The organism is Bacillus sp. Leaf49 (genome assembly GCF_001426125.1).
Lineage (GTDB): Bacteria > Bacillota > Bacilli > Bacillales > Bacillaceae > Bacillus > Bacillus altitudinis.
Window position 1 is genome coordinate 29,000 of record NZ_LMRK01000010.1, and the last position, 26,501, is coordinate 55,500.

The following is a 26,501-nucleotide window of genomic DNA, read 5'->3' on the forward strand; positions in this document are numbered from 1 at the left end:
TTCACCCAACACATCATCAAACGAAAGAGAGGCAGCAGTGAATGAAAGCAACTGGAATTGTACGCCGCATCGATGATCTAGGTAGAGTGGTTATACCGAAGGAGATTCGCAGAACGTTGCGCATCCGGGAAGGAGATCCACTTGAGATTTTTGTCGACCGCGATGGAGAAGTCATTTTGAAGAAGTATTCACCGATTAGTGAGCTAGGAGACTTTGCGAAGGAATATGCTGATGCTTTATTCGACAGTTTGGGTCATTCTATCCTCATCTGTGATCGTGATACGTATATTGCTGTATCCGGTAGTTCAAAAAAAGAGTACTTAAACAAATCCATTAGTGATTTACTTGAACGAACAATGGATCAGCGTAATTCTGTATTAGAGGACAGCAAGAAAGAAATTCAGCTTGTGGATGGTATTGATGATGATGTATCAGCTTATACCATTGCACCTATTGTTGCAAACGGAGATCCAATTGGCGCCGTCGTTTTATTTTCTAAAGAGCGTTCAATGGGAGAAGTGGAGCATAAAGCGGCAGAAACGGCAGCTGGCTTCTTAGCCCGTCAAATGGAACATTAGGTCTAATAATTCTATATCATCTTGATAAAAAGAAAGAATGCCGATGAAATCATCTGATTTTGTCGGCGTTTTTTATATGGGATGAAACAAAATAATGAATGTATCGTCTACTCCTTAGAAAGAAACGGCTTGCCAGTCACATATGATATAATGAGTGCGTTTAAATGCAGGTATATTTTTTGATTGAACATAAAGGAGTCATCCATGAAAAATGCTGTGAATCAGCCGCATTGGCTTTTCCAAGGTGCGGTGATTTTAACCATCGCAGGCTTGTTATCAAAGGTACTGAGTGCCGTATATCGTGTCCCTTTTCAAAATATCGTAGGAGACACAGGTTTTTATATTTATCAGCAGGTCTATCCCTTTCTTGGCATTGCGATCATGCTCGGCACCACTGGTTTTCCTGTGATGGTGTCCAAGCTCCTGAGCGAGCATGGTGAGGAGAATCGCCGAATCATTACAAAGGTATCCTTGGTGTATATCACTTTGCTGAGCTTGGTCTTATTTCTTTGTTTATATATAGGAGCAGGCACAATTGCGAATCTCATGGCGGACAGTCAATTAATGCTTCTCATCCAGATGAGTTCGTTTGTGTTTCTATTTCTGCCACTTACCGTGATGCTGAGGGGTGTTTTTCAGAGTGATGGGCTGATGCTCCCCACTGCGGTCTCTCAATTGGCTGAGCAGCTCATCAGAGTAGGCGTCCTGCTTGTTTTATCTTTCTATTTTGTGAGACATGGCTATTCGCTTTATGAAACAGGAGCGGGTGCGGTGTTCTCTTCTATAGCTGGAAGTGCTGCTTCACTCCTTTTGCTTCTTTTCCTTTGGCTGACCTATCGGAAGCGGTTGTCAGCGAGCAAGACATTAAAACAGGCTACACTGCGGAAAAAAGATGTGCTGAAGAGTTTGGTGCTGTATACATTGACGATTTGTGTGAGTGGATTGCTGATCCTATGGATGCAAATGATCGATGCTTTTCACTTGTATGCGCTACTGCGCAGTGAGGGACTGAGTGAAGCAGCTGCAAAGGCGGCAAAAGGCGTATATGACCGAGGTCAGCCGTTCTTGCAGCTCGGGACGGTGTTTGCAATTAGTATCGGGACGTCTCTTGTTCCATTTTTGTCGTCGGCCTTAAGAAAAGGGCAGCATGAAGCAATTCGTGAAAAAGTACGTACATCGTTTAAGGCAACATCGGTGCTGGGGATTGGTTCAGCTGTCGGGCTTATATGTATTTTATCGTCTGTAAACATTATGCTTTTTCGTAATGACTTAGGGACAGATGCGCTGCAAATATTTTGCATATCCATTGCCTTTACATCAATGGCGATTACGCAAACCGCTTTACTTCAGGGTCTGGGACATACCGTGTACCCGGCTGTTGTGGTCCTGATCAGTGTGTTAATGAAATGGGGGCTGACGCTGGCTCTTGTCCCGTTATTCGGCATTTATGGAGCTGCTTGGTCGACTGTTTGTGGGTTTCTCGCCGCCGCTGCGCTCAATGCGGTGTATTTGAAGCATAAAGGGTGGATTTCAATAAGAGAGCTATTTCCAGTGAAAATTCTTTTATCAGCAGCATTCATGGCCGTCGTTTTAATTGGATATCAGGCATTGTTTTCTTGGGTCATTCCCTTTGAGAAACGTCCGTTTTCTGTTTTAGAGAGCCTGACTTCAGTTTTTATTGGTGGTTTCGCCTTTTTATATAGTATTCTTAAGCTAGACGTATTTACGGAAGAGGAATGGAGACTCATTCCATTAGGAGAAAAGATTTTATATTTTAAACAGATGAGAGGGAATCGAAATGGCAGGTAAGATTACAGTCGTTGGTCTTGGGGCAGGCGACATGGATCAGCTAACGCTCGGTGTATATAAGCAGCTGAAGCAGGCGAAAGAAGTATACATGAGAACGCAGGATCATCCACTCACCGCAGAATTGATGCAGGAGGTCCCGTCTCTGACCTTTTTTGATGAGATATATGAAAAGCATGATCAGTTTGATGCAGTGTATGAGGAAATCACAGACATTCTCTTCCGAGAGGCTGAGGAGAAAGATATTATGTATGCAGTACCAGGTCACCCGTTTGTAGCGGAAAAGACAGTGCAGCTTCTTGTTTCACAACAGAAGGAGCGCGGGGTTGAGGTGTACGTGGCTGGTGGACAAAGCTTTTTGGATGCGACGTTTAATTCCTTACAGATTGACCCAATTGAAGGGCTGCAATTCGTTGACGCAGGGGATATGAGAGCGGATGATCTAAAGTTGACCCAGCATGTGCTGATCTGTCAAGTATATGATCAGATGACAGCCTCGAATGTGAAGCTGACCCTCATGGAAAAGCTACCTGACGATTATGAAGTCTTTATCGTAACGGCAGCTGGAAGCAGTCAGGAACAGATTACAGGTGTTCCTTTATTTGAACTTGATCGAGATGTGTCGATAAATAACTTAACGAGTGTTTATGTGCCTCCAATTCAAGATGAAAAGCTACTCTATCAACAATTTGACACTTTCCGTGAAGTCATTCGTACATTAAGAGGTCCTGGCGGCTGTCCTTGGGATCAAAAACAAACGAATGAGTCGCTCAAACCATATTTAATTGAAGAATGTTATGAGCTGCTGGAAGCCATAGATGAAGACGATCCAGATCATATGGTTGAAGAACTCGGAGATGTACTGCTTCAAGTTTTACTCCATGCCCAAATTGGTGAAGATGATGGTTATTTCTCAATGGATGACGTCATCCAGCATGTCACAGAAAAAATGATTCGACGACATCCGCATGTGTTTGGTGATACCGATGTGTCTGAAGCATCAGATGTAGTCGCCAACTGGGAAAAAATCAAGCAGCAGGAAAAACCGGAGCGTGCAGCATCTATTTTGCAATCCATTCCAACGACTCTTCCAGCTTTAACAAAAGCCTATAAGCTCCAAAAGAAAGCAGCGAAAGTGGGCTTCGACTGGACAGAAGTAGATGATATTTGGAACAAATACGAAGAAGAAAAGCAGGAATTCCTTGTGGAAGTGGCAGATAAGACGGATGAAGGTGCAACAAAGCAGATGAAGGATGAATTTGGGGATCTTTTGTTTGTTCTCGTCAACATCGGCAGATTTTATCACCTAGAGCCTGAAACCGCCCTCTCTTCTGCAAACACAAAATTTATGCGGCGCTTTCAGCATATTGAACAAAAAGCAAAGGACATAGGGCGTTCACTAGAGGACTTGACCCTAGAAGAAATGGACGATCTGTGGAACGATGCTAAACGCATAGAAAGAGGTGAACATACATGAGACTAGATAAATTCTTAAAAGTGTCTCGTTTAATCAAAAGAAGAACATTGGCAAAAGAAGTAGCCGATCAAGGGAGAATTTCCATTAATGGCACTCAGGCGAAAGCCAGCTCTGACGTGAAAGAAGGAGACGAGCTTCAAATCCGCTTCGGCCAAAAGCTTGTGACTGTTCAAGTCAACGAGTTAAAAGACACAACGAAAAAAGAAGAAGCTGCTGGCATGTATACCGTGCTAAAAGAAGAGAAAACAGCAGAATAGGGCTTGTTCTAAATGTCCCGCCTGTCACATACAATGCAGTAACAATGCAAGTATGAGATATGGGGGATGTATAAATGAATCAATATTATAATCAACCTCAAGGCACGAAGTTGTCATCAGAAGCCGAGCATCATGTCACAATGCGCAACAGAAAGCATTTAGATATTACCGGGGTCAAACAAGTTGAGAGCTTTGATAATGAAGAATTTCTGCTTGAGACTGTCATGGGAGTCCTAGCCATTCGCGGAGAAAATCTGCAAATGAAAAACTTAGATGTAGAAAAGGGCGTTGTGTCCATTAAAGGGCGTGTCTTTGACTTAATCTATGTAGATGAGCAGCACGGGGAGAAAGCTAAAGGATTTTTTAGCAAGCTGTTTAAATGACACTGACGGTCCAGTTTTATACGATGCTTTCGATGGCGGCGATGGGCATCTGGCTGGGCGCATCGCTGGATACGTACAAGCTGTTTGTGAACCGGGAAAAAACAGCAAAATGGCTGCTGGCCATTCACGACCTCCTTTTTTGGGTGGTGCAGGGTCTCTTATTCTTTTATGTCCTGCTGCTGACCAATGAGGGAGAATTCAGGCTTTATATTTTTCTAGCTGTTGCTTTAGGTTTCTCGATGTACCAGGCATTGATGAAACAGCTGTATATGAACATCCTCAAGTTTGTGATGAGGTGTATTTATCAGACTGTTCTCGTCCTGAAAAGGCTGATCATGTCGATGGTTTTCCAGCCCATTCGCTGGATCGTTGGTTTGATCATAAGTGCTCTTCTGTTCTTGTTCCACTCGCTCTTACGCCTTGTTCGTTTTGCGTTTCGACTCGTGTGGAAGGTGCTGTATATTGTTTGTTATCCGCTTATTTGGTTACTCAATGTAACCATTATTCATCGAATTCCCGAAAAATGGCGAACATCAATGAGGTTGTTTTTCTCAAAAGGAGCAGGAATTTTACAAGGGATCAAGAAATTATCTCGTACCATGAAAACGAAATGGAAACAATTCTGGACAAAGTAAGAGAGGAGGCCTTCATCCTTGAACGAGAGAAAAAGAAATATCGCACAAATTCAAAATGATTATCAAAAACAAATGGAACAGCAAGCACAGCGCCTAAAACGCAAACGCCGGGGACTCCTTAGAAGGCTTACCGTGTTTGGAGTCATTGTGCTCATGTTTGCTGTTTTGGTAACAAGTGCCCTCTGGTCGCAATCGTCTGCATTGAAAGAAAAAGAAGAGAAGAAGGTTGCGCTTGAAAAAGAATTGAAGCAATTACAAACAAAGCAGGAAGATATTTCTGATGAAATCAAAAAGCTGAAAAGCAAAGAATACGTACTCGAACTGGCACGACGGGACTATTATATGTCTAAAAAAGGCGAAAAAATCTTTGATGTGGGCAATAAGAGCGATTAGCCTTGTTGACACTTAAAATTCAGTTTATGTATAATTGAACAAATGAGATTTTTTTATAAGTCTAAGGAGGAGCACTTTTTTTATGTCGATTGAAGTTGGCAGCAAGTTACAAGGGAAAGTTACGGGCATTACAAATTTTGGAGCTTTTGTGGAGTTGCCAGGCGGTTCAACTGGTCTCGTTCATATCAGTGAGGTAGCCGATAACTATGTAAAAGATATTAATGAGCATTTAAAAGTCGGTGAACAAGTTGAAGTGAAAGTGATTAACGTTGAAAAAGACGGTAAAATCGGCTTGTCCATTAAAAAAGCAAAAGATCGTCCTCAACAACAACAATCAAGACCGAGCAGAAATGATTTCCGTCCGAAGGAATCGTTTGAGCAAAAAATGAACAAATTCTTAAAAGATAGCGAAGATCGCTTAACATCTTTAAAACGTAACACGGAATCAAAACGTGGGGGGCGCGGAGCAAGAAGAGGTTAACTTGTTGCTGCTTTCTATATATTTTTCACAACAAAGCATCTGCTGTTTAGCGGGTGCTTTTTTTTTAATACAAATTCAACGTTTTTTGTGCATTTGCCATTTAATTTAAAACTTTCTATTGACGGACAAGCGAATCCTTTGTATTATAGTTCTTGTGCTTCTTAGCGCATTTTACATTATGGCGGTGTAGCTCAGCTGGCTAGAGCGTACGGTTCATACCCGTGAGGTCGGGGGTTCGATCCCCTCCGCCGCTATCCTTTTAAAAAGAACAATAAGCAAGGCCCGTTGGTCAAGCGGTTAAGACACCGCCCTTTCACGGCGGTAACACGGGTTCGAATCCCGTACGGGTCATCTTCAAAACAGCTTTCTATAGGAAAGCTGTTTTTTTGTGCTTTCGTAAAATTCTGATGAAAGACATCGACTTTCAAGAAAGTATGCCTCTTTGGCAAATAAAGCGTCGAACGTTTTATGGAAACGACAACTTCTTTTGACAAAATTTCTTTTTCACCTTCGCTATAATGACAAGCAACGAATATCAGGTGGGGGATGAAAAGATGGAAAAACTAGAAAGAAGAACTGATTTAACGGGAGCCGGGTTTGAAAGAATCAGTGCAGGGTTAAAAAAGATGAAAAACCTGTTTCTTCATCATACGCATTCTCTTTTTTTCTATAAAGGGTTTATTTATGTTGTTCTAGGCTTTTTATTGGGACGAGCCTTTATCTTATCTGAAATTATGCCGTTTGCATTGCCTTTCTTTGGGTCCATGCTGCTCATTAAAAGGGATAAAGCGATGCTTGCTTGTCTTGCTTTACTCGCTGGAGCGATGACGATATCACCTCAAAATGCATTATTCGTGTTTGCGTCATTGATCGTGTTCCTCCTCATGTCAAAGGTCGTTTCTTTTATCATCAAAGACCCGGTGAAAACATTACCGGTTGTGATTGTGCTCTCAATGCTGATGACCAGGGGAGCTTTTGTATACCTCGAGCAGGGTGCGGTTCAAAGTTATGACTATGTGATGGCGGGGGTTGAAGCTGGACTTGCCTTCATTCTGACACTGATATTTCTTCAAAGTTTGCCGATTTTTACAGTCAGGAAAATCAAACACTCTTTAAAGGTTGAAGAAATTATTTGCTTTATGATATTAATCGCTTCAGTTTTAACTGGTCTGGCTGGGATCACATTTCAAGGAATGCAGGCAGAGCATATTTTGTCACGATATGTAGTGCTGAGCTTTGCCTTTATTGGAGGAGCGAGTATTGGTTGTACAGTGGGTGTTGTAACTGGATTAATTCTTGGTCTCGCCAACATCGGCAACCTTTATCAGATGAGTCTGCTTGCCTTTTCGGGCTTATTAGGAGGATTACTAAAAGAGGGGAAAAAAGCAGGAGCCGCCATCGGCTTGATTGTGGGTTCTTTACTAATCTCCCTCTACGGTGAAGGGTCAGCAGGGCTAATGACAACGCTATATGAATCACTCATCGCAGTTGCACTGTTTTTGCTCACGCCACAGTCAGTAACGTCCAAGGTGGCAAAATATATTCCTGGTACGGTAGAGCATGTACAGGAACAGCAGCAATATGCCAGAAAAGTACGAGACGTGACAGCAAAAAAGGTAGATCAATTCTCTAATGTATTTCATGCGCTGTCTGAGAGTTTTGCGACATTTTACGATTCCATTCCTGAGGAGAAGAAGCAGGAAGAGGATGTAGATCTTTTTTTAAGTACGATCACAGAACGTTCCTGTCAAACGTGCTATAAGAAAAATAAATGCTGGGTGCAGAACTTTGATACAACCTATGAACTCATGAAACAAGTTATGCATGAATCTGATGAAAAAACGTACGAGCATAACCGGAAGTTGAAAAAGAAATTCAGTCAGCACTGCTCAAAATCAAAGCATGTAGAAGAATTGATTGAAGAGGAGATAGCTTACTATAAAGCAAATCAGACCTTAAAGAAAAAGGTCCAAGACAGCAGGCGCCTTGTGGCCGAACAACTGATGGGTGTCTCACAAGTCATGGAGGATTTTTCCCGGGAAATAAAACGAGAAAGAGAGCAGCATTTTATTCAGGAAGAGCAGATGATAGAAGCACTTCAGAACTTTGGAATTGAAATTCAGCAAGTTGAAATTTATAGCTTAGAACAGGGAAATGTTGATATAGAGATGAGAATTCCCTATTGCCAAGGTCATGGGGAATGCGAAAAAATCATCGCTCCAATGCTCTCGGATATTTTAGAAGAACAAGTTTTAGTCAAAGCAGAGCAGTGTGCGGAGCATCCAACAGGTTATTGTCATGTTGTATTCGGTTCTGCAAAATCGTATCGAGTGTCTACAGGTGTAGCACATGCAGCGAAAGGCGGAGGATTAGTATCTGGAGACAGCTACAGCATGATGGAGCTGGGTGCAGGTAAATATGCCGCAGCTATTAGTGATGGGATGGGAAATGGAGCAAGAGCCCATTTTGAAAGCAATGAAACGATCAAGCTGTTAGAAAAAATTTTGGCGTCTGGTATTGATGAAAAAGTAGCGATTAAAACAATTAATAGCATTTTATCTTTACGGACAACAGATGAAATCTATTCCACATTAGACTTATCCATCATTGATTTACAGGATGCGAGCTGTAAGTTCCTCAAGATTGGCTCCACCCCAAGTTTTATTAAACGTGGTGATCAAGTGATGAAGGTACAGGCCAGCAACTTGCCTATTGGCATTATTGATGAATTTGAAGTAGAAGTGGTGAGTGAACAGATGAAGGCAGGAGATCTCCTTATCATGATGAGCGACGGTATCTTTGAAGGACCAAAGCATATCGAAAATCATGATTTGTGGGTCAAACGAAAAATGAAGAGCTTTAAAACAGAAGATCCGCAAGAGATTGCTGATTTATTAATGGAGGAGGTCATTCGCACAAGAGCAGGTCAAATCGATGACGATATGACGGTTGTCGTCATTAGGCTCGACCACAATACACCAAAATGGGCATCCATTCCGACCGGTACATTCTATCTCCAGAAACAAGAGATTTCTTGAAATATCGTATAATATGAATTTCTTCTGGCGATGATGGGGATATAAGCATTCAGTTACAATCCCAGGAGGAATGAAGATGCGAAAAGGTCACGTAAACCAAATCTTACTGATTACAGATGGCTGCTCAAATCATGGGGAAGACCCACTTGCGATTGCCGCATTGGCAAAGGAGCAAGGGATCACAGTCAATGTCATTGGCATTATGGAAGAGAACAGACACGATCATGAAGCGATGAAAGAAGTAGAGGGGATTGCTCTAGCAGGCGGAGGCATTCATCAGGTTGTCTACGTTCAGCAATTGTCTCAAACCGTACAAATGGTGACAAAAAAGGCGATGACGCAAACGTTACAAGGTGTTGTGAATAAAGAATTGCAGCAAATTCTTGGCAAAGATACTGAAATTGAAGAACTTCCCCCAGATAAGCGTGGAGAAGTGATGGAAGTTGTGGACGAGCTCGGTGAGACGGTTCATCTTCAAGTGCTTGTGCTTGTGGATACAAGTGCAAGTATGAAACCGAAGTTGCCAACGGTCAAAGAAGCGCTCATCGATCTCTCTATTAGTCTAAATTCGAGAATTGGTGAAAATCAGTTTGGGATGTGTGTATTTCCCGGGAAAAACTCAGATGCAGAAATTGTGTTGAACTGGACGCCACGGTTCGATTCGTTATCATCGATTTTCCCGAAGCTGACAACAGGAGGAATTACACCGACAGGACCAGCAATTCGAGAAGCACTCCAGCATTTCAAATCAGTTCGTTCACGAAAAGGGCTGCTTGAAGCGAAGGAAGAACATGATGAATTCGGCTTCTAACATCCCATTAGGTACAATGATAAAGGGAAAGTGGCATCACCAACATTACCGCATTGTAAAAGAGCTGGGAAAAGGGGCGAACGGTGTGGTTTATCTGGCCGAATCGCCAAAGGGACAAGTGGCCCTTAAAGTGAGTGATGACAGTATGCTCATTGCATCTGAAGTCAATGTATTAAAATCCTTTTCAAAGGCTCCTGTGAAAACCATGGGGCCTTCTTTTTATGATATGGATGATGCTCTTTATCCTGGAATGTCAGAGAAACGGTCGTTTTATGTCATGGAGTATGTCAGAGGACCATTGCTGCTTGAATTTGTGAAACAAAAAGGCGATGAATGGATCGTCGTTCTCATGATTCAACTGTTGTCTAACCTTGCTCACTTACATAAGGAAGGCTGGATCTTCGGTGACTTGAAGCCTGATAATCTCATCGTTTCAGGCCCCCCAGCTACGATTCGATGTATTGATGTTGGAGGAACAACGAAGGCAGGAAGGGCGATTAAGGAATACACCGAGTTTTTTGACCGCGGCTACTGGGGCTTCGGTACAAGAAAAGCAGAACCTTCTTATGATCTATTTGCCTTAAGTATGGTCATGGTGAACTGTGCCTATAAAAAAGAATTTAAAAAAGGGGCAGAACCAGAAAAGCAGCTTTATCGGGCGATTGAAGGACATCCTTTATTAAAGCGATATGAGAGGGTGTTAAAAGCGGCTCTCCAAGGCAAATATCAATCAGCGGCAGACATGAAAAGCGCGATGCTGAAAGAAGGACAATTGCTTGCTTCAAGAAAATCACGACAAAAGAAGCCATCACAGCAAAATAGGCAAAAGTCAGCTGTTCCTCAACATCAACAGACCGTACCTTCACGATCAAGAGTTGCTGCTGCGAAAAGAACATCAGTACGCAAAAAATCAGGCGGGCTTTTTGAAACCATTCTCATCTTATGCAGTGTGCTCGCTCTTTACTGTGCTTATGTGGTTTTATTCCTATTATAGAGCTGTAAAAAAGCAGGCTTCTTCTTTGCTTGGAGCTAATGAAAGTGATAGGATATGTATATCTTTAAATTACCTGCTCTTTGTGAGGAGGAAGTTGTGAATAGAATTGAATCTTTTTTGAAAAAACATGATGTTTTCCTTGAAAATACGACAGTCATTGTCGGGGTTTCTGGCGGACCAGATTCTATGCTCTTGCTGCATGAACTAAACAAACGTCGAAAAGGTTCCTTTCAGCTGATTGCAGCCCATGTAGATCACATGTTCAGAGGAGAAGAATCCTTTGCTGATTTGGCATTTGTTGAAGCGTACTGTAAAGAGCATGAGATCCTTTTTGAATCGGCTCGTATACAGGTCACCCAATATGCAAAAGAAAACCGCTTAAACAAACAGGCAGCTGCAAGAGAGTGCAGATATGCTTTCTTTCGTCAATTGATGGAACAATACAACGCTCAATTTATAGCGCTTGCACATCATGGAGACGATCAAGTAGAAACAATGGTGATGAGGCTGACAAGAGGGACTGTTGGAATAGGACTCGCAGGTATGCAAGCAAAGCGCCCTTTTCAAGAAGGGTGGCTGATTCGTCCGCTGATTGGATATTCTAAGGATGATGTACTCACTGCTTGCGAAAAAGAACAAGTTCCTTATGTCATTGATCAAAGCAATCACACCGATGACTACTTGAGAAACCGGATCAGAAGACACGTTCTTCCCGTGTTAAAAGAAGAGGCACCTCATGTGCATGAAAGCTTTCAGTTTGTAAGTGACATGCTGACTGAGGATGAGCAGTACTTGCAGGCATTAACAAAGGATCAAATGCATCAAGTCATTACGAATCAAACGCCTAAGCAAATTGAGATCAAAACGAAGCCTTTGCTTGACCTGCCTTTGCCTTTACAAAGAAGAGGCATTCAACTAATATTAAACTATCTTTATGAAAACACTCAATCAGCGTTTTCAAACCAGCATATTCTAGGGACTTTGGACTGGTTATCTCATACTGATCAACCGTCTGGATCATTAGATTTGCCAAAAGGTTTACAAGCTGTCAAATCTTATGATCACTGTATGTTTACCTTTGAACGATCGCTTGTCATAGATCAGTCATATACTCATCATTTAAAAGGTGAGCTTGGCGAGGAACTTTTTCTCCCGAATGGACAGTCTATCTTGGTATCAAATCATGTTCCGAAGGATGCACGGAACGGAAACCATTTTTTCTTGCTTCAAAAAGATCATGTTCGTCTTCCTTTGATCATTCGCTCACGAAAAAACGGTGATCGAATCAAACTTAAAGGGATGAATGGATCAAAAAAGGTGAAAGATATATTTATTGATAAAAAAGTGCCTCTTGCAGAAAGAGACAGCTGGCCGATCGTCACTGACTCGGATCATCAAATCATCTGGATCCCAGGTCTGAAAAAATCCATTTTTGAAGAAATTGATATGACAAACAGCGATCTCATTGTATTACAATATAGACAGCACGAAAATTTGTAGGGGGCAAGCAAAAGCATGAAACAAGATATTGAAAAGATTTTGATCTCAGAAGAAGAGATCCAGCTAAAAGTGAAGGAACTGGGTGCAACATTAACCAGCGATTATGATGGTAAATTTCCCCTGGCTATTGGTGTTTTGAAAGGGGCTCTTCCATTCATGGCAGACCTGATCAAACACATTGATACATATTTAGAGCTTGATTTTATGGATGTATCTAGCTACGGAAAGTCTACCGTATCTTCTGGAGAAGTGAAGATCATCAAAGATCTAGATACTTCTGTTGAAGGAAGAGATATTCTAATTATGGAAGATATCATCGACAGTGGGTTAACTTTGAGTTATCTGGTAGAGCTTTTCCGATACCGTAAAGCAAACTCCATTAAAATTGTGACATTGCTTGATAAACCAAGCGGCCGCAAAGCAGACATCAAAGCAGATTATGTTGGGTTTGAAGTACCAGATGCATTTGTTGTTGGCTATGGATTGGATTTTGCCGAACGTTACCGAAACCTCCCGTATATTGGAGTGTTAAAACCATCTGTTTACGAAGGCTAATGAGCACACGTTTACATGAGGTTATTGGTTGTGTTGGAATGATTTTCTATGATACTATTGAACATAGTTGTGCTTACTGTGGGAGGAGGTAAGGAATGAATCGGGTTTTTCGTAATACGATTTTTTATATACTTATTTTATTACTTGTGATAGGGGTTGTCAGTTGGTTAGGATCCCCTAATCAAAAGCCTGAGAACATGTCTTACAGCAAATTTTCGCAAAATTTAAGTGCGGGAAAAGTGGAGAGTATCTCCATCCAGCCTGTAAGAGGGGTTTATGAAATTCGTGGTCAATTAGATGGCGCGAAGAAAGATGAATACTTCATTACCCACGTTCCAGACGGTCAAGGAGTTGACCAAATTTACAGTGCACTGAAGAATACAGATGTAAAAGTAGAACCAGCACCTGAAACAAATGGATGGCTGCAAGTTCTGACAACCATCATTCCATTCATCATCATCTTTATCCTGTTCTTCTTCTTATTGAACCAAGCTCAAGGCGGTGGAAGCCGTGTCATGAACTTTGGTAAGAGTAAGGCGAAGCTTTACACAGAAGAGAAGAAACGTGTGAAATTTAAAGATGTTGCCGGTGCGGATGAAGAAAAACAAGAGCTCGTAGAAGTGGTTGAATTCTTAAAAGATCCACGTAAATTTGCGGAGCTTGGCGCAAGAATCCCTAAAGGGGTTTTACTAGTAGGACCTCCAGGTACAGGTAAAACATTGCTTGCGAGAGCATCTGCAGGAGAAGCAGGCGTTCCTTTCTTCAGCATCAGTGGTTCTGACTTCGTCGAGATGTTCGTCGGTGTCGGTGCATCACGTGTACGTGATTTGTTTGAAAATGCGAAAAAGAATGCACCTTGCTTAATCTTTATTGATGAGATTGATGCAGTGGGTCGTCAGCGTGGAGCAGGTCTTGGCGGTGGTCATGATGAGCGTGAACAAACGCTTAACCAGCTTCTTGTTGAAATGGATGGTTTTAGTGCCAACGAAGGGATTATTATCATTGCTGCAACGAACCGTGCAGATATCCTAGATCCTGCATTGCTGCGTCCGGGACGTTTTGACCGTCAAATTACGGTTGACCGCCCAGATGTCATTGGCCGTGAAGAAGTACTGAAGGTTCATGCGAAAAACAAACCGCTTGATGATACAGTCAACCTGAAAGCCATTGCAAGCAGAACACCAGGTTTCTCAGGGGCAGATCTTGAGAACTTACTAAACGAAGCAGCACTTGTTGCTGCCCGTCAAAACAAAAAGAAAATTGATATGCGTGATATCGACGAAGCAACTGACCGTGTCATTGCTGGACCGGCTAAGAAAAGCCGTGTCATTTCTAAGAAAGAACGCAATATCGTGGCGTACCACGAAGCAGGTCATACCGTCATTGGACTTGTCCTTGACGAAGCTGACATGGTGCATAAAGTAACGATCGTTCCTCGTGGTCAGGCAGGCGGATATGCGGTCATGCTTCCAAGAGAAGACCGTTATTTCCAAACGAAGCCAGAGCTTCTTGATAAAATCGTCGGCTTGCTCGGCGGTCGTGTTGCAGAGGAAATTACGTTTGGTGAAGTAAGTACAGGCGCTCACAACGACTTCCAGCGTGCAACAGGCATTGCAAGAAGAATGGTCACAGAGTTCGGTATGTCTGATAAACTTGGTCCTCTACAATTCGGTCAAGCACAAGGAGGTCAAGTATTCCTTGGCCGTGATTTCAACAACGAGCCGAATTATAGTGAAGCGATCGCTTATGAAATTGACCAAGAAGTTCAGCGCTTCATCAAAGAAAGCTACGAACGTGCGAAACAAATTCTCACTGAGAATAAAGATAAGCTAGAAATCATCGCACAAGCTCTTCTAGAAGTGGAAACATTAGATGCTGAACAAATTAAATCTCTTTACGATACTGGAAAGCTTCCAGAGCGTGTATACGCAGATGACGAAGAGAAAAACGATGATGTGAAAGTGAACATCAAGAAAAAAGAAGAAGACGAGGAGATTTAATCTCCTTCTATAAAAAGCTGTCGGGCTCACCGGCAGCTTTTTTTATTTCGATTCATGAATGGATCGGTTTCGAATTGTTTACAAATGGAACTCAATTCGTGTATGGTATGATAGAAAGTCGAAAAATGCTCTTTTTGAGACACTATTCAAAGTGGTGATGAAGTTGTTACTCGTGATAGATGTAGGAAACACAAATACCGTTTTAGGTGTTTATCATAATGGCGATTTGAACTACCATTGGCGGATTGAAACAAGCCGTCATAAAACAGAAGATGAATTTGGTATGGCAATCCGATCCTTATTTGACTATGTAGGGCTGATGTTTGACCAGATAGAAGGGATTATCATTTCTTCTGTTGTCCCGCCAATGATGTTTGCTCTGGAAAGAATGTGCGAAAAGTATTTTCACATTACTCCTCAAATCGTTGGGCCTGGCATGAAGACTGGATTAAACATTATGTGTGACAATCCAAAGGAAGTCGGCGCTGATCGAATTGTGAACGCAGTGGCGGCCATTCACCTGTATGGGGCACCTCTCATTGTGGTAGACTTTGGAACAGCCACAACCTACTGCTATATCAATGAACAGAAACAATACATGGGTGGGGCGATTGCACCTGGTATTACCATCTCAACAGAGGCTTTATATACAAGAGCGGCAAAACTGCCAAGAATTGAAATTGTCCGTCCAGATCACATTGTTGGAAAAAATACCATCAGTGCGATGCAATCCGGCATCCTTTATGGATATGTTGGTCAAGTCGAGGGCATAGTGAAACGGATGAAGCAGCAAGCCAAACAAACACCGAAAGTCATTGCAACAGGCGGTTTGTCTACATTGATTGGAAATGAATCAGACTGTATTGATATTGTCGATCCGTTCCTCACATTAAAAGGACTTCAATTAATTTATGAACGCAATCGTGTCGGTGTATTATAGGAGGGTTTAATCAAAATGGATTATTTAGTTAAAGCGTTAGCATATGACGGGAAAGTCCGTGCGTATGCTGCGAACACAACAGATACAATCAACGAAGCGCAGAGAAGACACCATACGTGGCCAACTGCTTCAGCTGCAATCGGCAGAACCATGACAGCGACTGTCATGATGGGAGCCATGCTGAAAGGCGAGAATAAATTAACTGTCAAAATTGAAGGCGGTGGGCCGATCGGAGCCATCATTGCGGATGGAAACGCAAAAGGTCAGGTGCGCGGATATGTCTCAAACCCACAAGTTCACTTTGATTTAAATGAACATGGGAAGCTGGACGTTAGACGTGCTGTTGGAACATCTGGAACGTTAAGTGTTGTCAAAGATATCGGACTGAAAGACCACTTTACAGGGCAAACAGAAATTGTCTCAGGTGAAATTGGAGATGACTTTACTTATTACCTCGTCTCCTCTGAACAAGTGCCATCCTCTGTAGGTGTGGGTGTTCTTGTCAATCCAGATAACTCGATCCTTGCAGCAGGCGGTTTCATCATTCAATTGCTGCCTGGAACAGAAGATGCAGTCATCGAAAGACTCGAAAAGAGATTATCAACCATTGAACCAATCTCTAAACTGATTGAAAAAGGGATGACTCCTGAAGAAATTTTAGAAGAAGTGCTCGGTGAAAAACCTCAAATTTTAGAAACTGTACCTGTCGAATTTTCTTGTAACTGCTCAAAAGAACGGTTTGCCAACGGTATTATCAGCCTAGGGAAAGCCGAAATTGAGGATATGATTGAACAAGACGGACAAGCAGAAGCTCAATGCCATTTTTGTAACGAAACGTATGTATTTACAAAAGAAGAGCTAGAAGAGCTACGTGAAGAAATAACCCGCTAAGCTCTAAGCAGCGGGTTTTCTTTTTAGAATGGAAAGGAGACGAAAGATGAGACTGAAAGCAAGAGTGGTATGGACATTTATCCTCGTTCTGCTCATGATTAATGCCGTTGTCATTGCATATGTATTAACAAAATCACAAATGTCGCAGGCTTCTTCAAATGGGAAGAGCGGTGAAGAAATTGCTTCTATTGGGAAAGAGAAAGTCACACGTCAAGAATGGTTAAAGAAAATGGAAGACCGCTACGGAAAGGCAACACTTGAACAAATGATCAATCAGAAGGTAGTCAATCAGCTTGCGAAAGAAAACAAGCTGGAGGTATCTTCAAAAGAGATCAATCGTGAGCTGCTGATGCTGAAAGCGGTATCTAATAATTTCTACGAAGACGGTCATACAAGTGAAAAGGAATGGAAAGAGCAGATTCGTTATCAAATTTTATTAGAACAGCTTCTAACGAGAGATGCGGTCGTTTCTGAAAAAGAAGCCAAATCCTTTTATGAAAAAAACAAAGACTTGTATCAATATGATGACTCATACCGAATTCGACACATTGTTGTGAAAACAAAAGACGAGGCACAAAGTGTATTAAAAGATTTAAAGGGCGGATCTAGTTTCGAAGCTGTAGCAGCTGAACGATCCACCGATCGATATACCTCTCCTTACGGCGGAGATCTTGGATTTGTCACAGAAGAGCAAGAAAGCATTCCAGCCCTATACATACAAGAAGCCCAAAAGCTTCAGCCAGATGAATGGACGAAAGAGCCGATCGAGATCAAAAACGGTTATGCCATCATACAATTAAAAGAAAAATTAAATGGCCGCTCCTTCTCTTATGAAGAAGTCAAAGATCAGATCAAAAGACAGATCGCCATGGAAGATCTGGGTGAAAAGGCGAATGTCAAAACCCTGTGGAAAGAAGCAAAAGTCACATGGTTTTACGATGGAGAGCAGGACTAAAAGCATTGACAAAATTTTTCGAAATTGATAATTTAATATTAATACAATAAAATTACTCGGAGATAGAGGTGTTAGTGATGGCTCGTATTGCAAATTCAGTTTTTGAACTAATAGGAAATACACCAGTCGTTAAATTAAACCGTTTAGTAGATGAAGACAGTGCGGATGTCTACTTGAAACTTGAATATATGAACCCAGGCAGCAGTGTAAAAGATCGTATTGCGTTAGCGATGATCGAAGATGCTGAAGCAAAAGGTACATTAAAAGCTGGTGACACACTCATTGAGCCAACAAGTGGAAACACAGGAATCGGTCTTGCGATGGTCGCGGCTGCAAAAGGAATCAATGCGATTTTAGTTATGCCGGATACAATGAGTCAGGAGCGCCGCAACCTTTTACGCGCTTACGGTGCAGAACTTGTATTAACACCGGGTGCAGAAGGAATGAAAGGTGCCATCAAAAAAGCAGAAGAATTAGCAGAAGAGCACGGATACTTCATGCCTCAGCAGTTCAGCAATGAAGCCAATGCTGAGATTCACCGCCGCACGACAGGGAAAGAGATTCTTGAACAATTCGACGGCGACCTTGATGCATTTATTGCAGGAGTTGGTACTGGCGGTACGATTACAGGTGCTGGTGAAGTCCTGAAAGAAGCCATTCCATCTATTCAGCTCTATGCGGTAGAACCAACAGATTCTCCTGTACTATCAGGCGGGAAACCAGGTCCGCATAAAATTCAAGGCATCGGAGCAGGGTTTGTTCCATCTATCTTGAACACAGAAGTATATGACGGCATTATCCAAGTGAAAAACGAAGATGCATTTGAGCTTGCAAGAAAGGCAGCGAAAGAAGAAGGAATCCTTGGTGGTATATCTTCAGGAGCAGCCATTTATGCAGCGCTTCAAACAGCGAAGAAGCTTGGTAAAGGGAAAAAGGTTCTAGCGATTATTCCAAGTAACGGTGAGCGTTACCTTAGTACGCCGCTTTATCAATTTGATTAAACAATACACCCCAGCATTTGCTGGGGTTTTTTCATGAATTCTGAAGATGGAAAGCAAATACTATTTTCTAATTAAAATGGATTGCATTACAATAAGATTAATGAAAATAAAAAAGGATGATTACATGACACAACGTAGGCCGATGGGCATCAAAATTCCTTTTACGAAAGATGCATTCTTGAAACGCTACGAACAATTAACGGCTCATGAATCACATCACGTCCTTCTTGAAAGTGCACGTGGCGGAGATTACAGTATTGCCGGCATTCATCCGATCGCTAAAGCGAAAGGGAAGGACGGGATGACCACCATCCATTATCAGAATGAGGTGTTGTTCAAAGAGGGAGATCCTTTCAGGGCATTTGCTGATTGGTTTCAAACCCTGCAAACCGAAACGAACGATGAATATCCTGACTTCCAAGGTGGAGCGATTGGATTTTTAAGCTATGATTACGCAAGATATATCGAGCATTTTAAAATGCTGTCCATCGATGATTTGAAGACGCCCGACTTGTATTTCCTCGTATTCAATGATGTCGCTGTCTTTGATCATAAAGAAGACGTCCTCTGGCTGATGACTCATACAGAAGGAGACGAACCTGTCAGTGAAGTTCATCAAAGACTCGAAGAATTAAAGCAAAGCTGGACAAGCACATCAGAAGAATCAGCACATTCACCTGTCAACGTGTCTTCTTCGGAATGTGTACCTGCTGCACCTTTTACTGAAGAAGCTTTCGGGGTAGCTGTAGAAACGATTAAACAATATATCGCGAACGGTGATGTGTTCCAAGTGAACCTATCCATTAGACAAGATGAACAGCTTCATACCCACCCATATCATTTATACAAAACATTACGTCACGTGAATCCATCTCCATATATGTCATATCTGCACACGCCAGATTTCCAAATTGTCTGTGGATCCCCTGAACTGCTTATTAAGAAAAAAGGCATTCAGCTCGAAACAAGACCTATCGCTGGCACAAGATCAAGAGGCAAGGATGATGCGGAAGATCAAGCGCTGGCAAAAGAACTCATTGAAGATGAAAAAGAACGCGCAGAACATGTGATGCTCGTTGATCTTGAGCGGAATGATCTTGGACGAGTGTCTACTTATGGCTCAGTCAAGGTGAACGAATTTATGGCCATTGAGAAATATTCACACGTGATGCACATTGTATCAAATGTCCAAGGGGAGCTGCGTGATGATTGTGATGCAGTAGATGTCATGAGAGCTGTATTCCCAGGTGGAACGATTACAGGTGCGCCAAAAGTGAGAACAATGGAAATCATAGAAGAACTTGAGCCGACAAGGCGTGGGCTTTATACTGGATCTATAGGCTGGTTTGGATTCAATCAAGATATGCACTTTAATATCGTCATTCGTACGGCTTATTGTACAGGGGGCAGAGCCTTCATGCAGTCAGGTGCAGGCATTGTCATCGATTCTGTACCAAAGCACGAATACAAAGAATCGATTAAAAAAGCCTATGCAGTGAAAAAAGCATTACAGTTGAGCAAAGAAGAGACTATTTTGAGTTAGAGGTGAGCAGAGTATGATATTAATGATTGATAATTACGATTCATTTACGTACAACCTGGTCCAGTATTTAGGTGAGCTTGGGGAAGAACTGATTGTAAAACGAAACGATCAAGTCACTATTCAAGAAATCGAAGAGCTCAAGCCAGACTTTCTGATGATTTCTCCAGGACCTTGCAGTCCGGATGAAGCAGGAATTAGTATGGAAGCGATCAAACATTTTGCTGGGAAGATTCCGATCTTCGGTGTCTGTTTAGGTCATCAATCCATTGCACAAGTATTTGGTGGAGATGTCATTCGTGCGGAGCGGTTAATGCATGGGAAAACATCAGAGATTGAACATGACGGCAAAGGTGTCTTCATGGGACTACAAAATCCGCTCGTCGCCACGAGATATCATTCATTAATTGTTAAAGACGAGACGCTGCCGGAGTGCTTTGTCAGAACAGCGAGCACAAAGGAAGGCGAACTCATGGCCATTCGCCATAAAGAACTTCCGATTGAAAGTGTTCAATTCCATCCAGAATCGATTATGACGTCCTTCGGTAAAGAAATGCTCAGAAATTTCATTGAAACCTATCGTAAAAAGGGGAATGAAGTAAACGCATGATCATTTACCTGAACGGTCAGTATATAGAGGAGAAAGACGCGACTCTTTCTCCTTTTGATCATGGTTTTCTATATGGCATCGGTGTATTCGAAACATTTACCTCTCTAGCAGGACAAGTCTTCTTGTTAGACTGGCATCTTGAAAGGCTCAATCAATCATTGCGTGACCTTTGCATCGAATCCACAATAGAGAAACCATTTGTACTCGACATCATTCATACATTATTCAATCAAAACCAAATAACGGGCGGTCATGCGAGGATCCGCTTCAATGTTTCTGCGGGCAGAGGCAATGGATTTTCTGCAGACCCTTATGAGGAGCCTGTTGTTTTTGTGATGATCTCCCCATTCCGGCCTGAATCAATAGTAGATGAAAAACAGGGAATCATTCTTGATACAAGAAGAAACACACCGGAAGGTCCAAGACGGCTCAAGTCGCATCATTACATGAACAACCTGCTGGCGAAAAGAGAAGTAGGGAACGATCCGTCTGTAGAAGGGATCTTTTTAACAAAAGGAGACGATGTGGCAGAAGGAATTACATCAAATCTATTTTGGCGAAAAAAAGATGTGATCTATACACCTTCACTTGATACCGGCATTTTAAACGGGGTTACCCGTCGATATTGTATCGAAACGCTGCAAGCTTCGGGGATCCCACTAATAGAAGGAAGATATCCACTCTCACACTTGCTCTCAGCTGATGAGGCGTGGATGACCAATTCGGTTCAGGGAATTGTGCCTTTTAAAAATATCGGAGACACCGTCCTGCAAAACCACAACCGAACGATTTCGACCAAGCTGAGAACAGAATATAAAAAAGCACGTCTAGAACATAAAGAGTAGGTGGACACAATGACACAACAATTGATAAAACAGCCTAAAATCATACAAGCCAAGCACCATACCCTTAGTTATGAAGAAAAGACATTGGTCATGGGCATTTTAAATGTCACACCGGACTCTTTTTCAGATGGAGGAAAATTCAATCAAATGGATAAAGCGTTGGCTCATGCAACGCAGCTCATAGAAGATGGGGCGCATATTATTGATATTGGCGGTGAATCGACTCGGCCGGGGGCGGCACTTGTCTCAGAGCAAGAGGAGCTTTCAAGGGTCATTCCTGTCATTGAGAAGATCACAAAAGAATTGGACATACCTATTTCTATTGATACGTATAAAGCCCATGTCGCAGATGAGGCAGTGAAAGCAGGAGCCTCAATCATTAATGATGTATGGGGGGCGAAAGCTGATCCTCAAATGGCGCATGTGGCAGCGAAGCACAACGTGCCAATCATCTTAATGCACAATCGACCAGAGCGGAATTACACCCATCTGATTTCAGATATGATTGCAGATCTGAAAGAAAGTGTTCAAATTGTAAAACAAGCAGGTGTCCGTGATGACATGATTATATTAGACCCTGGTGTAGGATTTGCGAAAAATAAAACTGACAACCTCATGGTCATGAATGAACTTGAACATTTTTGCCACCTAGGGTATCCGCTGCTTCTAGCAACATCCCGTAAACGATTCATCGGTGCAGTTTTAGACCTGCCGCCTGAAGAACGTACTGAAGGAACGGGTGCGACGGTCTGTCTTGGGATTCAAAAGGGCAGCGTGATGGTCCGAGTGCATGATGTAAAAGAAATCGCAAGAATGGCAAAAATGATGGATGCCATGCTGAATAAAGGAGGCGCTTATCATCGATAAAGTATATGTAAACGGAATGGAATTTTACGGCTATCACGGTGTATTTGCAGAAGAGAATAAACTAGGCCAGCGCTTTCGTGTGGACCTAACAGCTTCACTTGATTTAAGTAAGGCAGGACAAACGGATGACCTAAATGAGACCATCAACTATGCTGAGCTCTACAACATCTGCAAAAATATTGTAGAAGGGGATCCGGTGAACCTCGTTGAAACGCTGACAGAAAGAATTGCAAACCAAGTGTTAAAGGACTTTCCGACAGTTCAAGAATGTACAGTAAAAGTAATCAAACCAGATCCGCCAATTCCAGGACACTATCAGTCCGTTGCTATTGAAATGACGAGATCACGCGCATGAACAATACAGCATATATCGCTTTAGGCTCAAACATAGGAAAAAAGGAAACCAACTTAAAAGAAGCTGTCAAAAAACTTCACGAACATCCAGGTGTTCAAGTTGAATCCATTTCATCTATATATGAGACAACACCTGTAGGTTACGAGAATCAGGATGACTTCTTGAACATGGCTGTGAAGATTTCCACCTCGCTTCGTCCTGAAGAACTTCTATCACTGACTCAGAACATTGAGCAGGAGTTAGGCAGAACAAGAGAAGTGAGGTGGGGTCCACGGACAGCTGACCTTGACATTTTACTTTATAATCGTGAAAATATTGAAACAGAACAACTTGTAGTGCCGCATCCTAGAATGTACGAACGTTTATTCGTTCTTGTTCCGATGAGTGAGATTTGCCCAGAAATCGGCGAAGCCCAGATAAACGCCGTAACAGACCAAGAAGGTGTAAGCATATGGAAAAAGACATGTGGGGTAGAAGAATTCGTGCATACCGAAAGCTAAAAGGGTATACTCAGGAAGGGTTCGCCAAAAGACTGGGCATCTCTGTCTCTGTCTTAGGGGAAATTGAGCGAGGCAATCGATTACCAACAAACCAAATGGTTGGTCAAATAGCAGATGCTTTAAATATAACGGTGGAAGAACTTTCACCAATTCTTGAAGAAGAAAGGAGGGGACATGATGTTTAAAATCGGAGATATCGAAATTAAAAACAAAGTAGTGCTCGCACCAATGGCTGGTGTGTGTAACTCTGCTTTCAGACTCACGGTGAAAGAGTTTGGAGCGGGCTTAGTCTGCGCTGAAATGGTCAGTGACAAAGCGATCTTGATTAATAATGCCAGAACGATGGGCATGCTGTACATTGATGAACGTGAAAAACCGTTGAGCCTTCAGATATTTGGGGGAGAAAAGGATACGCTCGTAGAAGCGGCCAAGTTTGTAGACCAGAATACAACGGCGGACATTATTGATATTAATATGGGATGTCCTGTACCAAAGATCACGAAATGTGACGCAGGAGCGAAATGGCTGCTGGATCCTAACAAGATTTACGAAATGGTATCTGCAGTCGTAGAAGCTGTAGATAAACCTGTTACTGTGAAAATGAGAATGGGCTGGGACGAAGACCATATCTTCGCTATCGACAATGCCCGTGCTGTTGAACGAGCAGGTGGACAAGCGGTTGCGCTTCACGGACGGACACGTGTGCAGATGTACGAAGGAACAGCGAATTGGGATATTATAAAAGAGGTCAAACAATCTGTTTCCATTCCAGTCATCGGCAATGGAGATGTCAAAACCCCTCAGGATGCAAAACGTATGCTTGATGAAACGGGTGCAGATGCTGTCATGATCGGAAGAGCCGCACTAGGAAACCCGTGGATGATTTACCGGACGGTTCATTATTTAGAAACGGGTGAACTAAAAGAAGAGCCTAATGTGCGTGAGAAAATGTCTGTGTGCAAACTTCACTTAGACAGACTCATAGACCTGAAAGGCGAGCATGTGGCTGTCAGAGAAATGAGAAAACATGCAGCATGGTACTTAAAAGGTGTCCGAGGCAATGCAGATGTAAGAAATCAAATCAATCAAAGTGAAACGAGAGCGGAGCTTGTAAAAGTTCTAGATGACTTTACGATCGAAGCCGAGGCAAAAGAGCTTCAAAGAATAAAAGTAGGATAAGACTATCTTTCTTTTTGTAGCTCACTGCTAGTGCACGTACTGGCAGTTTTTCTGCTTTTCTCTGCAAAATACATTATTGGAGTGATATAAATGAGTAATGAAGGGCTTAATAACGAAGAATTAAATGATCAATTCCAAGTAAGACGTGACAAAATGAATAAAATGAGAGAAGAGGGTATCGATCCATTCGGTGAACGATATGACCGTTCTCATCAATCTGCACAAATTATTGCTGAATATGACGAGTTTTCAAAAGAAGACTTAGAAGAAAAAGCAGCTCAAGTAACAATTGCTGGCCGTATGATGACAAAGCGTGGAAAAGGGAAAGCTGGCTTTGCACACATCCAAGACTTAGAAGGACAAATTCAAATCTATGTACGTAAAGATAGTGTAGGAGAAGAAGCTTACGAATTATTTAAAAGCTCGGACCTAGGCGATATTATCGGTGTGACGGGAACAGTATTTAAAACGAATGTAGGAGAACTTTCAATTAAAGCGACTAGCTTTGAGGTTCTTACAAAAGCACTTCGCCCGCTCCCTGATAAATATCACGGACTAAAAGATGTAGAACAACGCTATCGTCAGCGTTACCTTGACTTGATTGTCAATCCAGAAAGTAAGCAGACGTTCATCATGCGAAGCAAAATCATTCAATCAATGAGAAGATACTTAGATTCAAAAGGATACCTAGAAGTTGAAACACCAACAATGCATAGCATCCCTGGTGGTGCATCAGCGCGTCCTTTCATTACTCATCACAATGCACTTGATATGCCGCTTTATATGCGTATTGCGATCGAGCTGCATTTAAAACGTCTGATTGTCGGTGGTCTAGAGAAAGTATATGAGATTGGCCGTGTATTCCGTAATGAAGGTGTATCGACTCGTCACAACCCAGAATTCACTATGATCGAGCTGTATGAAGCATACGCAGACTACAAAGACATCATGAATCTGACAGAAAACCTGATTGCTCATATTGCCCAAGAGGTGCTAGGGACAACAACCATTCAATATGGAGAAGATGAAATTGATCTCAAACCTGAATGGAAGAGACTTCATATGGTTGAAGCGGTCAAAGAAGCAACAGGTGTAGACTTCTGGCAGGAGATGTCTGTTGAAGAAGCAAAACAGCATGCGGCTGATCATGGTGTTGAAATCACGAAAAATATGACAGTAGGTCATATTATCAATGAGTTCTTCGAGCAAAAAGTAGAAGAAACATTGGTTCAGCCTACATTCATTTACGGACACCCAGTGGAGATTTCTCCATTAGCTAAGAAAAATCCTGAAGACCCGCGCTTTACTGATCGCTTTGAGCTGTTTATCGTACGCCGCGAGCATGCAAATGCATTCACAGAGCTAAACGATCCGATCGATCAAAGAGAACGCTTTGAAGCTCAATTAAAAGAACGTGAAGAAGGAAACGACGAAGCACATCTAATGGATGACGATTTTGTTGAAGCGTTAGAATACGGTATGCCTCCAACAGGTGGTCTAGGAATCGGAATCGACCGATTAATCATGCTTTTAACAAATTCTCCATCAATCAGAGATGTACTGCTTTTCCCACAAATGAGAAACCGCTAATACATCAACCAAAGCGCCATTTTATTTATGGCGCTTTCTATTTTTCATAAAATGAAACTTTTTTTAAAAAAACTATTGCAAGGAAAGAATCCAGATGGTATATTATTATTCGTTGCCGCAAAACAGCAACGAGGTTGAAAAAAGAAAATGAAAAAAGTTCTTGACTTCAACCGAAGCGAAATGTTAAGATATTAAAGTCGCTTACGAGCGATAAAGAAAATGATCTTTGAAAACTAAACAAGACAAAACGTACCTGTTAATTCGAGTTTTTATAAAAAAATCCTATGATACATCATAGGTAGTCAGTCAAACGCTGACGA

26 protein-coding genes, 2 tRNA genes and 1 pseudogene are annotated in these 26,501 nt (G+C 42.1%); all 29 read left to right on the plus strand.

From position 1 onward, the window contains the following. The first annotated feature begins 41 nt into the window (after nt 1-41). Nucleotides 42-578: a stage V sporulation protein T gene (gene spoVT / locus ASG46_RS06550; protein ID WP_007496196.1), complete on the plus strand. Its 537-nt coding sequence runs from the start codon at nt 42-44 to the stop codon at nt 576-578. A 204-nt stretch (nt 579-782) separates the two neighbouring features. After that, entirely contained in the window at nt 783-2,387 is a 1,605-nt protein-coding gene (locus ASG46_RS06555) for a putative polysaccharide biosynthesis protein (protein WP_056703755.1), read from the plus strand. Continuing rightward, nucleotides 2,377-3,861: a nucleoside triphosphate pyrophosphohydrolase gene (gene mazG, locus ASG46_RS06560; RefSeq protein ID WP_056703758.1), complete on the plus strand. Its 1,485-nt coding sequence runs from the start codon at nt 2,377-2,379 to the stop codon at nt 3,859-3,861. The genes ASG46_RS06555 and mazG overlap by 11 nt, the downstream gene beginning before the upstream one ends. After that, on the plus strand, nt 3,858-4,118 hold the full coding sequence (locus ASG46_RS06565) for an RNA-binding S4 domain-containing protein (RefSeq protein WP_008341839.1): 261 nt from the start codon (nt 3,858-3,860) through the stop codon (nt 4,116-4,118). The genes mazG and ASG46_RS06565 overlap by 4 nt, the downstream gene beginning before the upstream one ends. Nucleotides 4,119-4,192: 74 nt before the next feature. Next, the gene (gene yabP, locus ASG46_RS06570) at nt 4,193-4,501 is read left to right on the plus strand and encodes a sporulation protein YabP (RefSeq protein WP_007496190.1); all 309 of its coding nucleotides are present in this window, start codon (nt 4,193-4,195) and stop codon (nt 4,499-4,501) included. Further along, nucleotides 4,498-5,136: a spore cortex biosynthesis protein YabQ gene (yabQ, locus tag ASG46_RS06575; RefSeq protein ID WP_056703762.1), complete on the plus strand. Its 639-nt coding sequence runs from the start codon at nt 4,498-4,500 to the stop codon at nt 5,134-5,136. Before yabP ends, yabQ begins: the two co-directional genes overlap by 4 nt. Nucleotides 5,137-5,154: 18 nt before the next feature. Continuing rightward, nucleotides 5,155-5,529, plus strand: coding sequence for an FtsB family cell division protein (locus ASG46_RS06580; protein ID WP_007496186.1), 375 nt, complete (start codon nt 5,155-5,157; stop codon nt 5,527-5,529). Between the two features lie 82 nt (nt 5,530-5,611). Beyond that, nucleotides 5,612-6,010, plus strand: a complete 399-nt coding sequence (locus ASG46_RS06585; RefSeq protein WP_003217901.1) for a S1 domain-containing RNA-binding protein — start codon at nt 5,612-5,614, stop codon at nt 6,008-6,010. A 180-nt stretch (nt 6,011-6,190) separates the two neighbouring features. Continuing rightward, nucleotides 6,191-6,264 (plus strand) — tRNA-Met (locus tag ASG46_RS06590). Between the two features lie 25 nt (nt 6,265-6,289). After that, nucleotides 6,290-6,361: transfer RNA gene (locus ASG46_RS06595), tRNA-Glu, on the plus strand. A gap of 203 nt (nt 6,362-6,564) precedes the next feature. After that, on the plus strand, nt 6,565-9,048 hold the full coding sequence (gene spoIIE / locus ASG46_RS06600; RefSeq protein WP_056703765.1) for a stage II sporulation protein E: 2,484 nt from the start codon (nt 6,565-6,567) through the stop codon (nt 9,046-9,048). Between the two features lie 76 nt (nt 9,049-9,124). Next, a complete protein-coding gene (locus ASG46_RS06605) occupies nt 9,125-9,859 on the plus strand; it encodes a vWA domain-containing protein (protein ID WP_008341829.1) in 735 nt (244 codons plus the stop codon). Further along, nucleotides 9,843-10,853, plus strand: coding sequence for a protein kinase domain-containing protein (locus ASG46_RS06610; protein ID WP_056703768.1), 1,011 nt, complete (start codon nt 9,843-9,845; stop codon nt 10,851-10,853). The genes ASG46_RS06605 and ASG46_RS06610 overlap by 17 nt, the downstream gene beginning before the upstream one ends. Nucleotides 10,854-10,949: 96 nt before the next feature. Beyond that, nucleotides 10,950-12,372: pseudogene (tilS, locus tag ASG46_RS06615) on the plus strand (tRNA lysidine(34) synthetase TilS). Further along, nucleotides 12,369-12,908: a hypoxanthine phosphoribosyltransferase gene (gene hpt / locus ASG46_RS06620; protein ID WP_007496175.1), complete on the plus strand. Its 540-nt coding sequence runs from the start codon at nt 12,369-12,371 to the stop codon at nt 12,906-12,908. The pseudogene tilS and the gene hpt overlap by 4 nt, the downstream one beginning before the upstream one ends. 95 nt (nt 12,909-13,003) lie before the next feature. Beyond that, nucleotides 13,004-14,908 carry an ATP-dependent zinc metalloprotease FtsH gene (gene ftsH, locus ASG46_RS06625; protein ID WP_007496173.1) on the plus strand — a complete coding sequence of 635 codons (1,905 nt, stop codon included), beginning with the start codon at nt 13,004-13,006 and terminating at the stop codon, nt 14,906-14,908. Between the two features lie 163 nt (nt 14,909-15,071). After that, a complete protein-coding gene (locus tag ASG46_RS06630) occupies nt 15,072-15,848 on the plus strand; it encodes a type III pantothenate kinase (RefSeq protein ID WP_008341820.1) in 777 nt (258 codons plus the stop codon). 15 nt (nt 15,849-15,863) lie between these two features. Beyond that, the gene (gene hslO, locus ASG46_RS06635) at nt 15,864-16,739 is read left to right on the plus strand and encodes an Hsp33 family molecular chaperone HslO (protein ID WP_007496169.1); all 876 of its coding nucleotides are present in this window, start codon (nt 15,864-15,866) and stop codon (nt 16,737-16,739) included. 52 nt (nt 16,740-16,791) lie between these two features. Beyond that, complete coding sequence (locus ASG46_RS06640) at nt 16,792-17,694, plus strand: peptidyl-prolyl cis-trans isomerase (RefSeq protein ID WP_025206605.1); 903 nt, start codon at nt 16,792-16,794, stop codon at nt 17,692-17,694. 77 nt (nt 17,695-17,771) lie between these two features. After that, nucleotides 17,772-18,695: a cysteine synthase A gene (gene cysK, locus ASG46_RS06645; protein WP_008341814.1), complete on the plus strand. Its 924-nt coding sequence runs from the start codon at nt 17,772-17,774 to the stop codon at nt 18,693-18,695. 124 nt (nt 18,696-18,819) lie between these two features. After that, nucleotides 18,820-20,238: an anthranilate synthase component I family protein gene (locus tag ASG46_RS06650; RefSeq protein WP_056703774.1), complete on the plus strand. Its 1,419-nt coding sequence runs from the start codon at nt 18,820-18,822 to the stop codon at nt 20,236-20,238. A gap of 13 nt (nt 20,239-20,251) precedes the next feature. Next, nucleotides 20,252-20,845: an aminodeoxychorismate/anthranilate synthase component II gene (gene pabA, locus ASG46_RS06655; protein ID WP_056703776.1), complete on the plus strand. Its 594-nt coding sequence runs from the start codon at nt 20,252-20,254 to the stop codon at nt 20,843-20,845. After that, nucleotides 20,842-21,690 (plus strand): aminodeoxychorismate lyase, encoded by an 849-nt coding sequence (gene pabC / locus ASG46_RS06660; protein ID WP_056703779.1) that lies wholly within the window; start codon nt 20,842-20,844, stop codon nt 21,688-21,690. Before pabA ends, pabC begins: the two co-directional genes overlap by 4 nt. Before the next feature lie 9 nt (nt 21,691-21,699). Then, entirely contained in the window at nt 21,700-22,557 is an 858-nt protein-coding gene (folP, locus tag ASG46_RS06665; RefSeq protein WP_056703782.1) for a dihydropteroate synthase, read from the plus strand. Further along, the gene (folB, locus tag ASG46_RS06670; protein ID WP_024719372.1) at nt 22,550-22,912 is read left to right on the plus strand and encodes a dihydroneopterin aldolase; all 363 of its coding nucleotides are present in this window, start codon (nt 22,550-22,552) and stop codon (nt 22,910-22,912) included. The genes folP and folB overlap by 8 nt, the downstream gene beginning before the upstream one ends. After that, entirely contained in the window at nt 22,909-23,412 is a 504-nt protein-coding gene (gene folK / locus ASG46_RS06675) for a 2-amino-4-hydroxy-6-hydroxymethyldihydropteridine diphosphokinase (protein WP_017366447.1), read from the plus strand. Before folB ends, folK begins: the two co-directional genes overlap by 4 nt. Then, nucleotides 23,364-23,597, plus strand: coding sequence for a helix-turn-helix domain-containing protein (locus ASG46_RS06680; protein ID WP_008341798.1), 234 nt, complete (start codon nt 23,364-23,366; stop codon nt 23,595-23,597). Before folK ends, ASG46_RS06680 begins: the two co-directional genes overlap by 49 nt. Next, on the plus strand, nt 23,590-24,591 hold the full coding sequence (dusB, locus tag ASG46_RS06685) for a tRNA dihydrouridine synthase DusB (RefSeq protein WP_008341796.1): 1,002 nt from the start codon (nt 23,590-23,592) through the stop codon (nt 24,589-24,591). Before ASG46_RS06680 ends, dusB begins: the two co-directional genes overlap by 8 nt. Nucleotides 24,592-24,681: 90 nt before the next feature. Continuing rightward, on the plus strand, nt 24,682-26,181 hold the full coding sequence (gene lysS / locus ASG46_RS06690) for a lysine--tRNA ligase (RefSeq protein WP_025206611.1): 1,500 nt from the start codon (nt 24,682-24,684) through the stop codon (nt 26,179-26,181). The last annotated feature ends 320 nt before the right edge of the window (nt 26,182-26,501 follow it).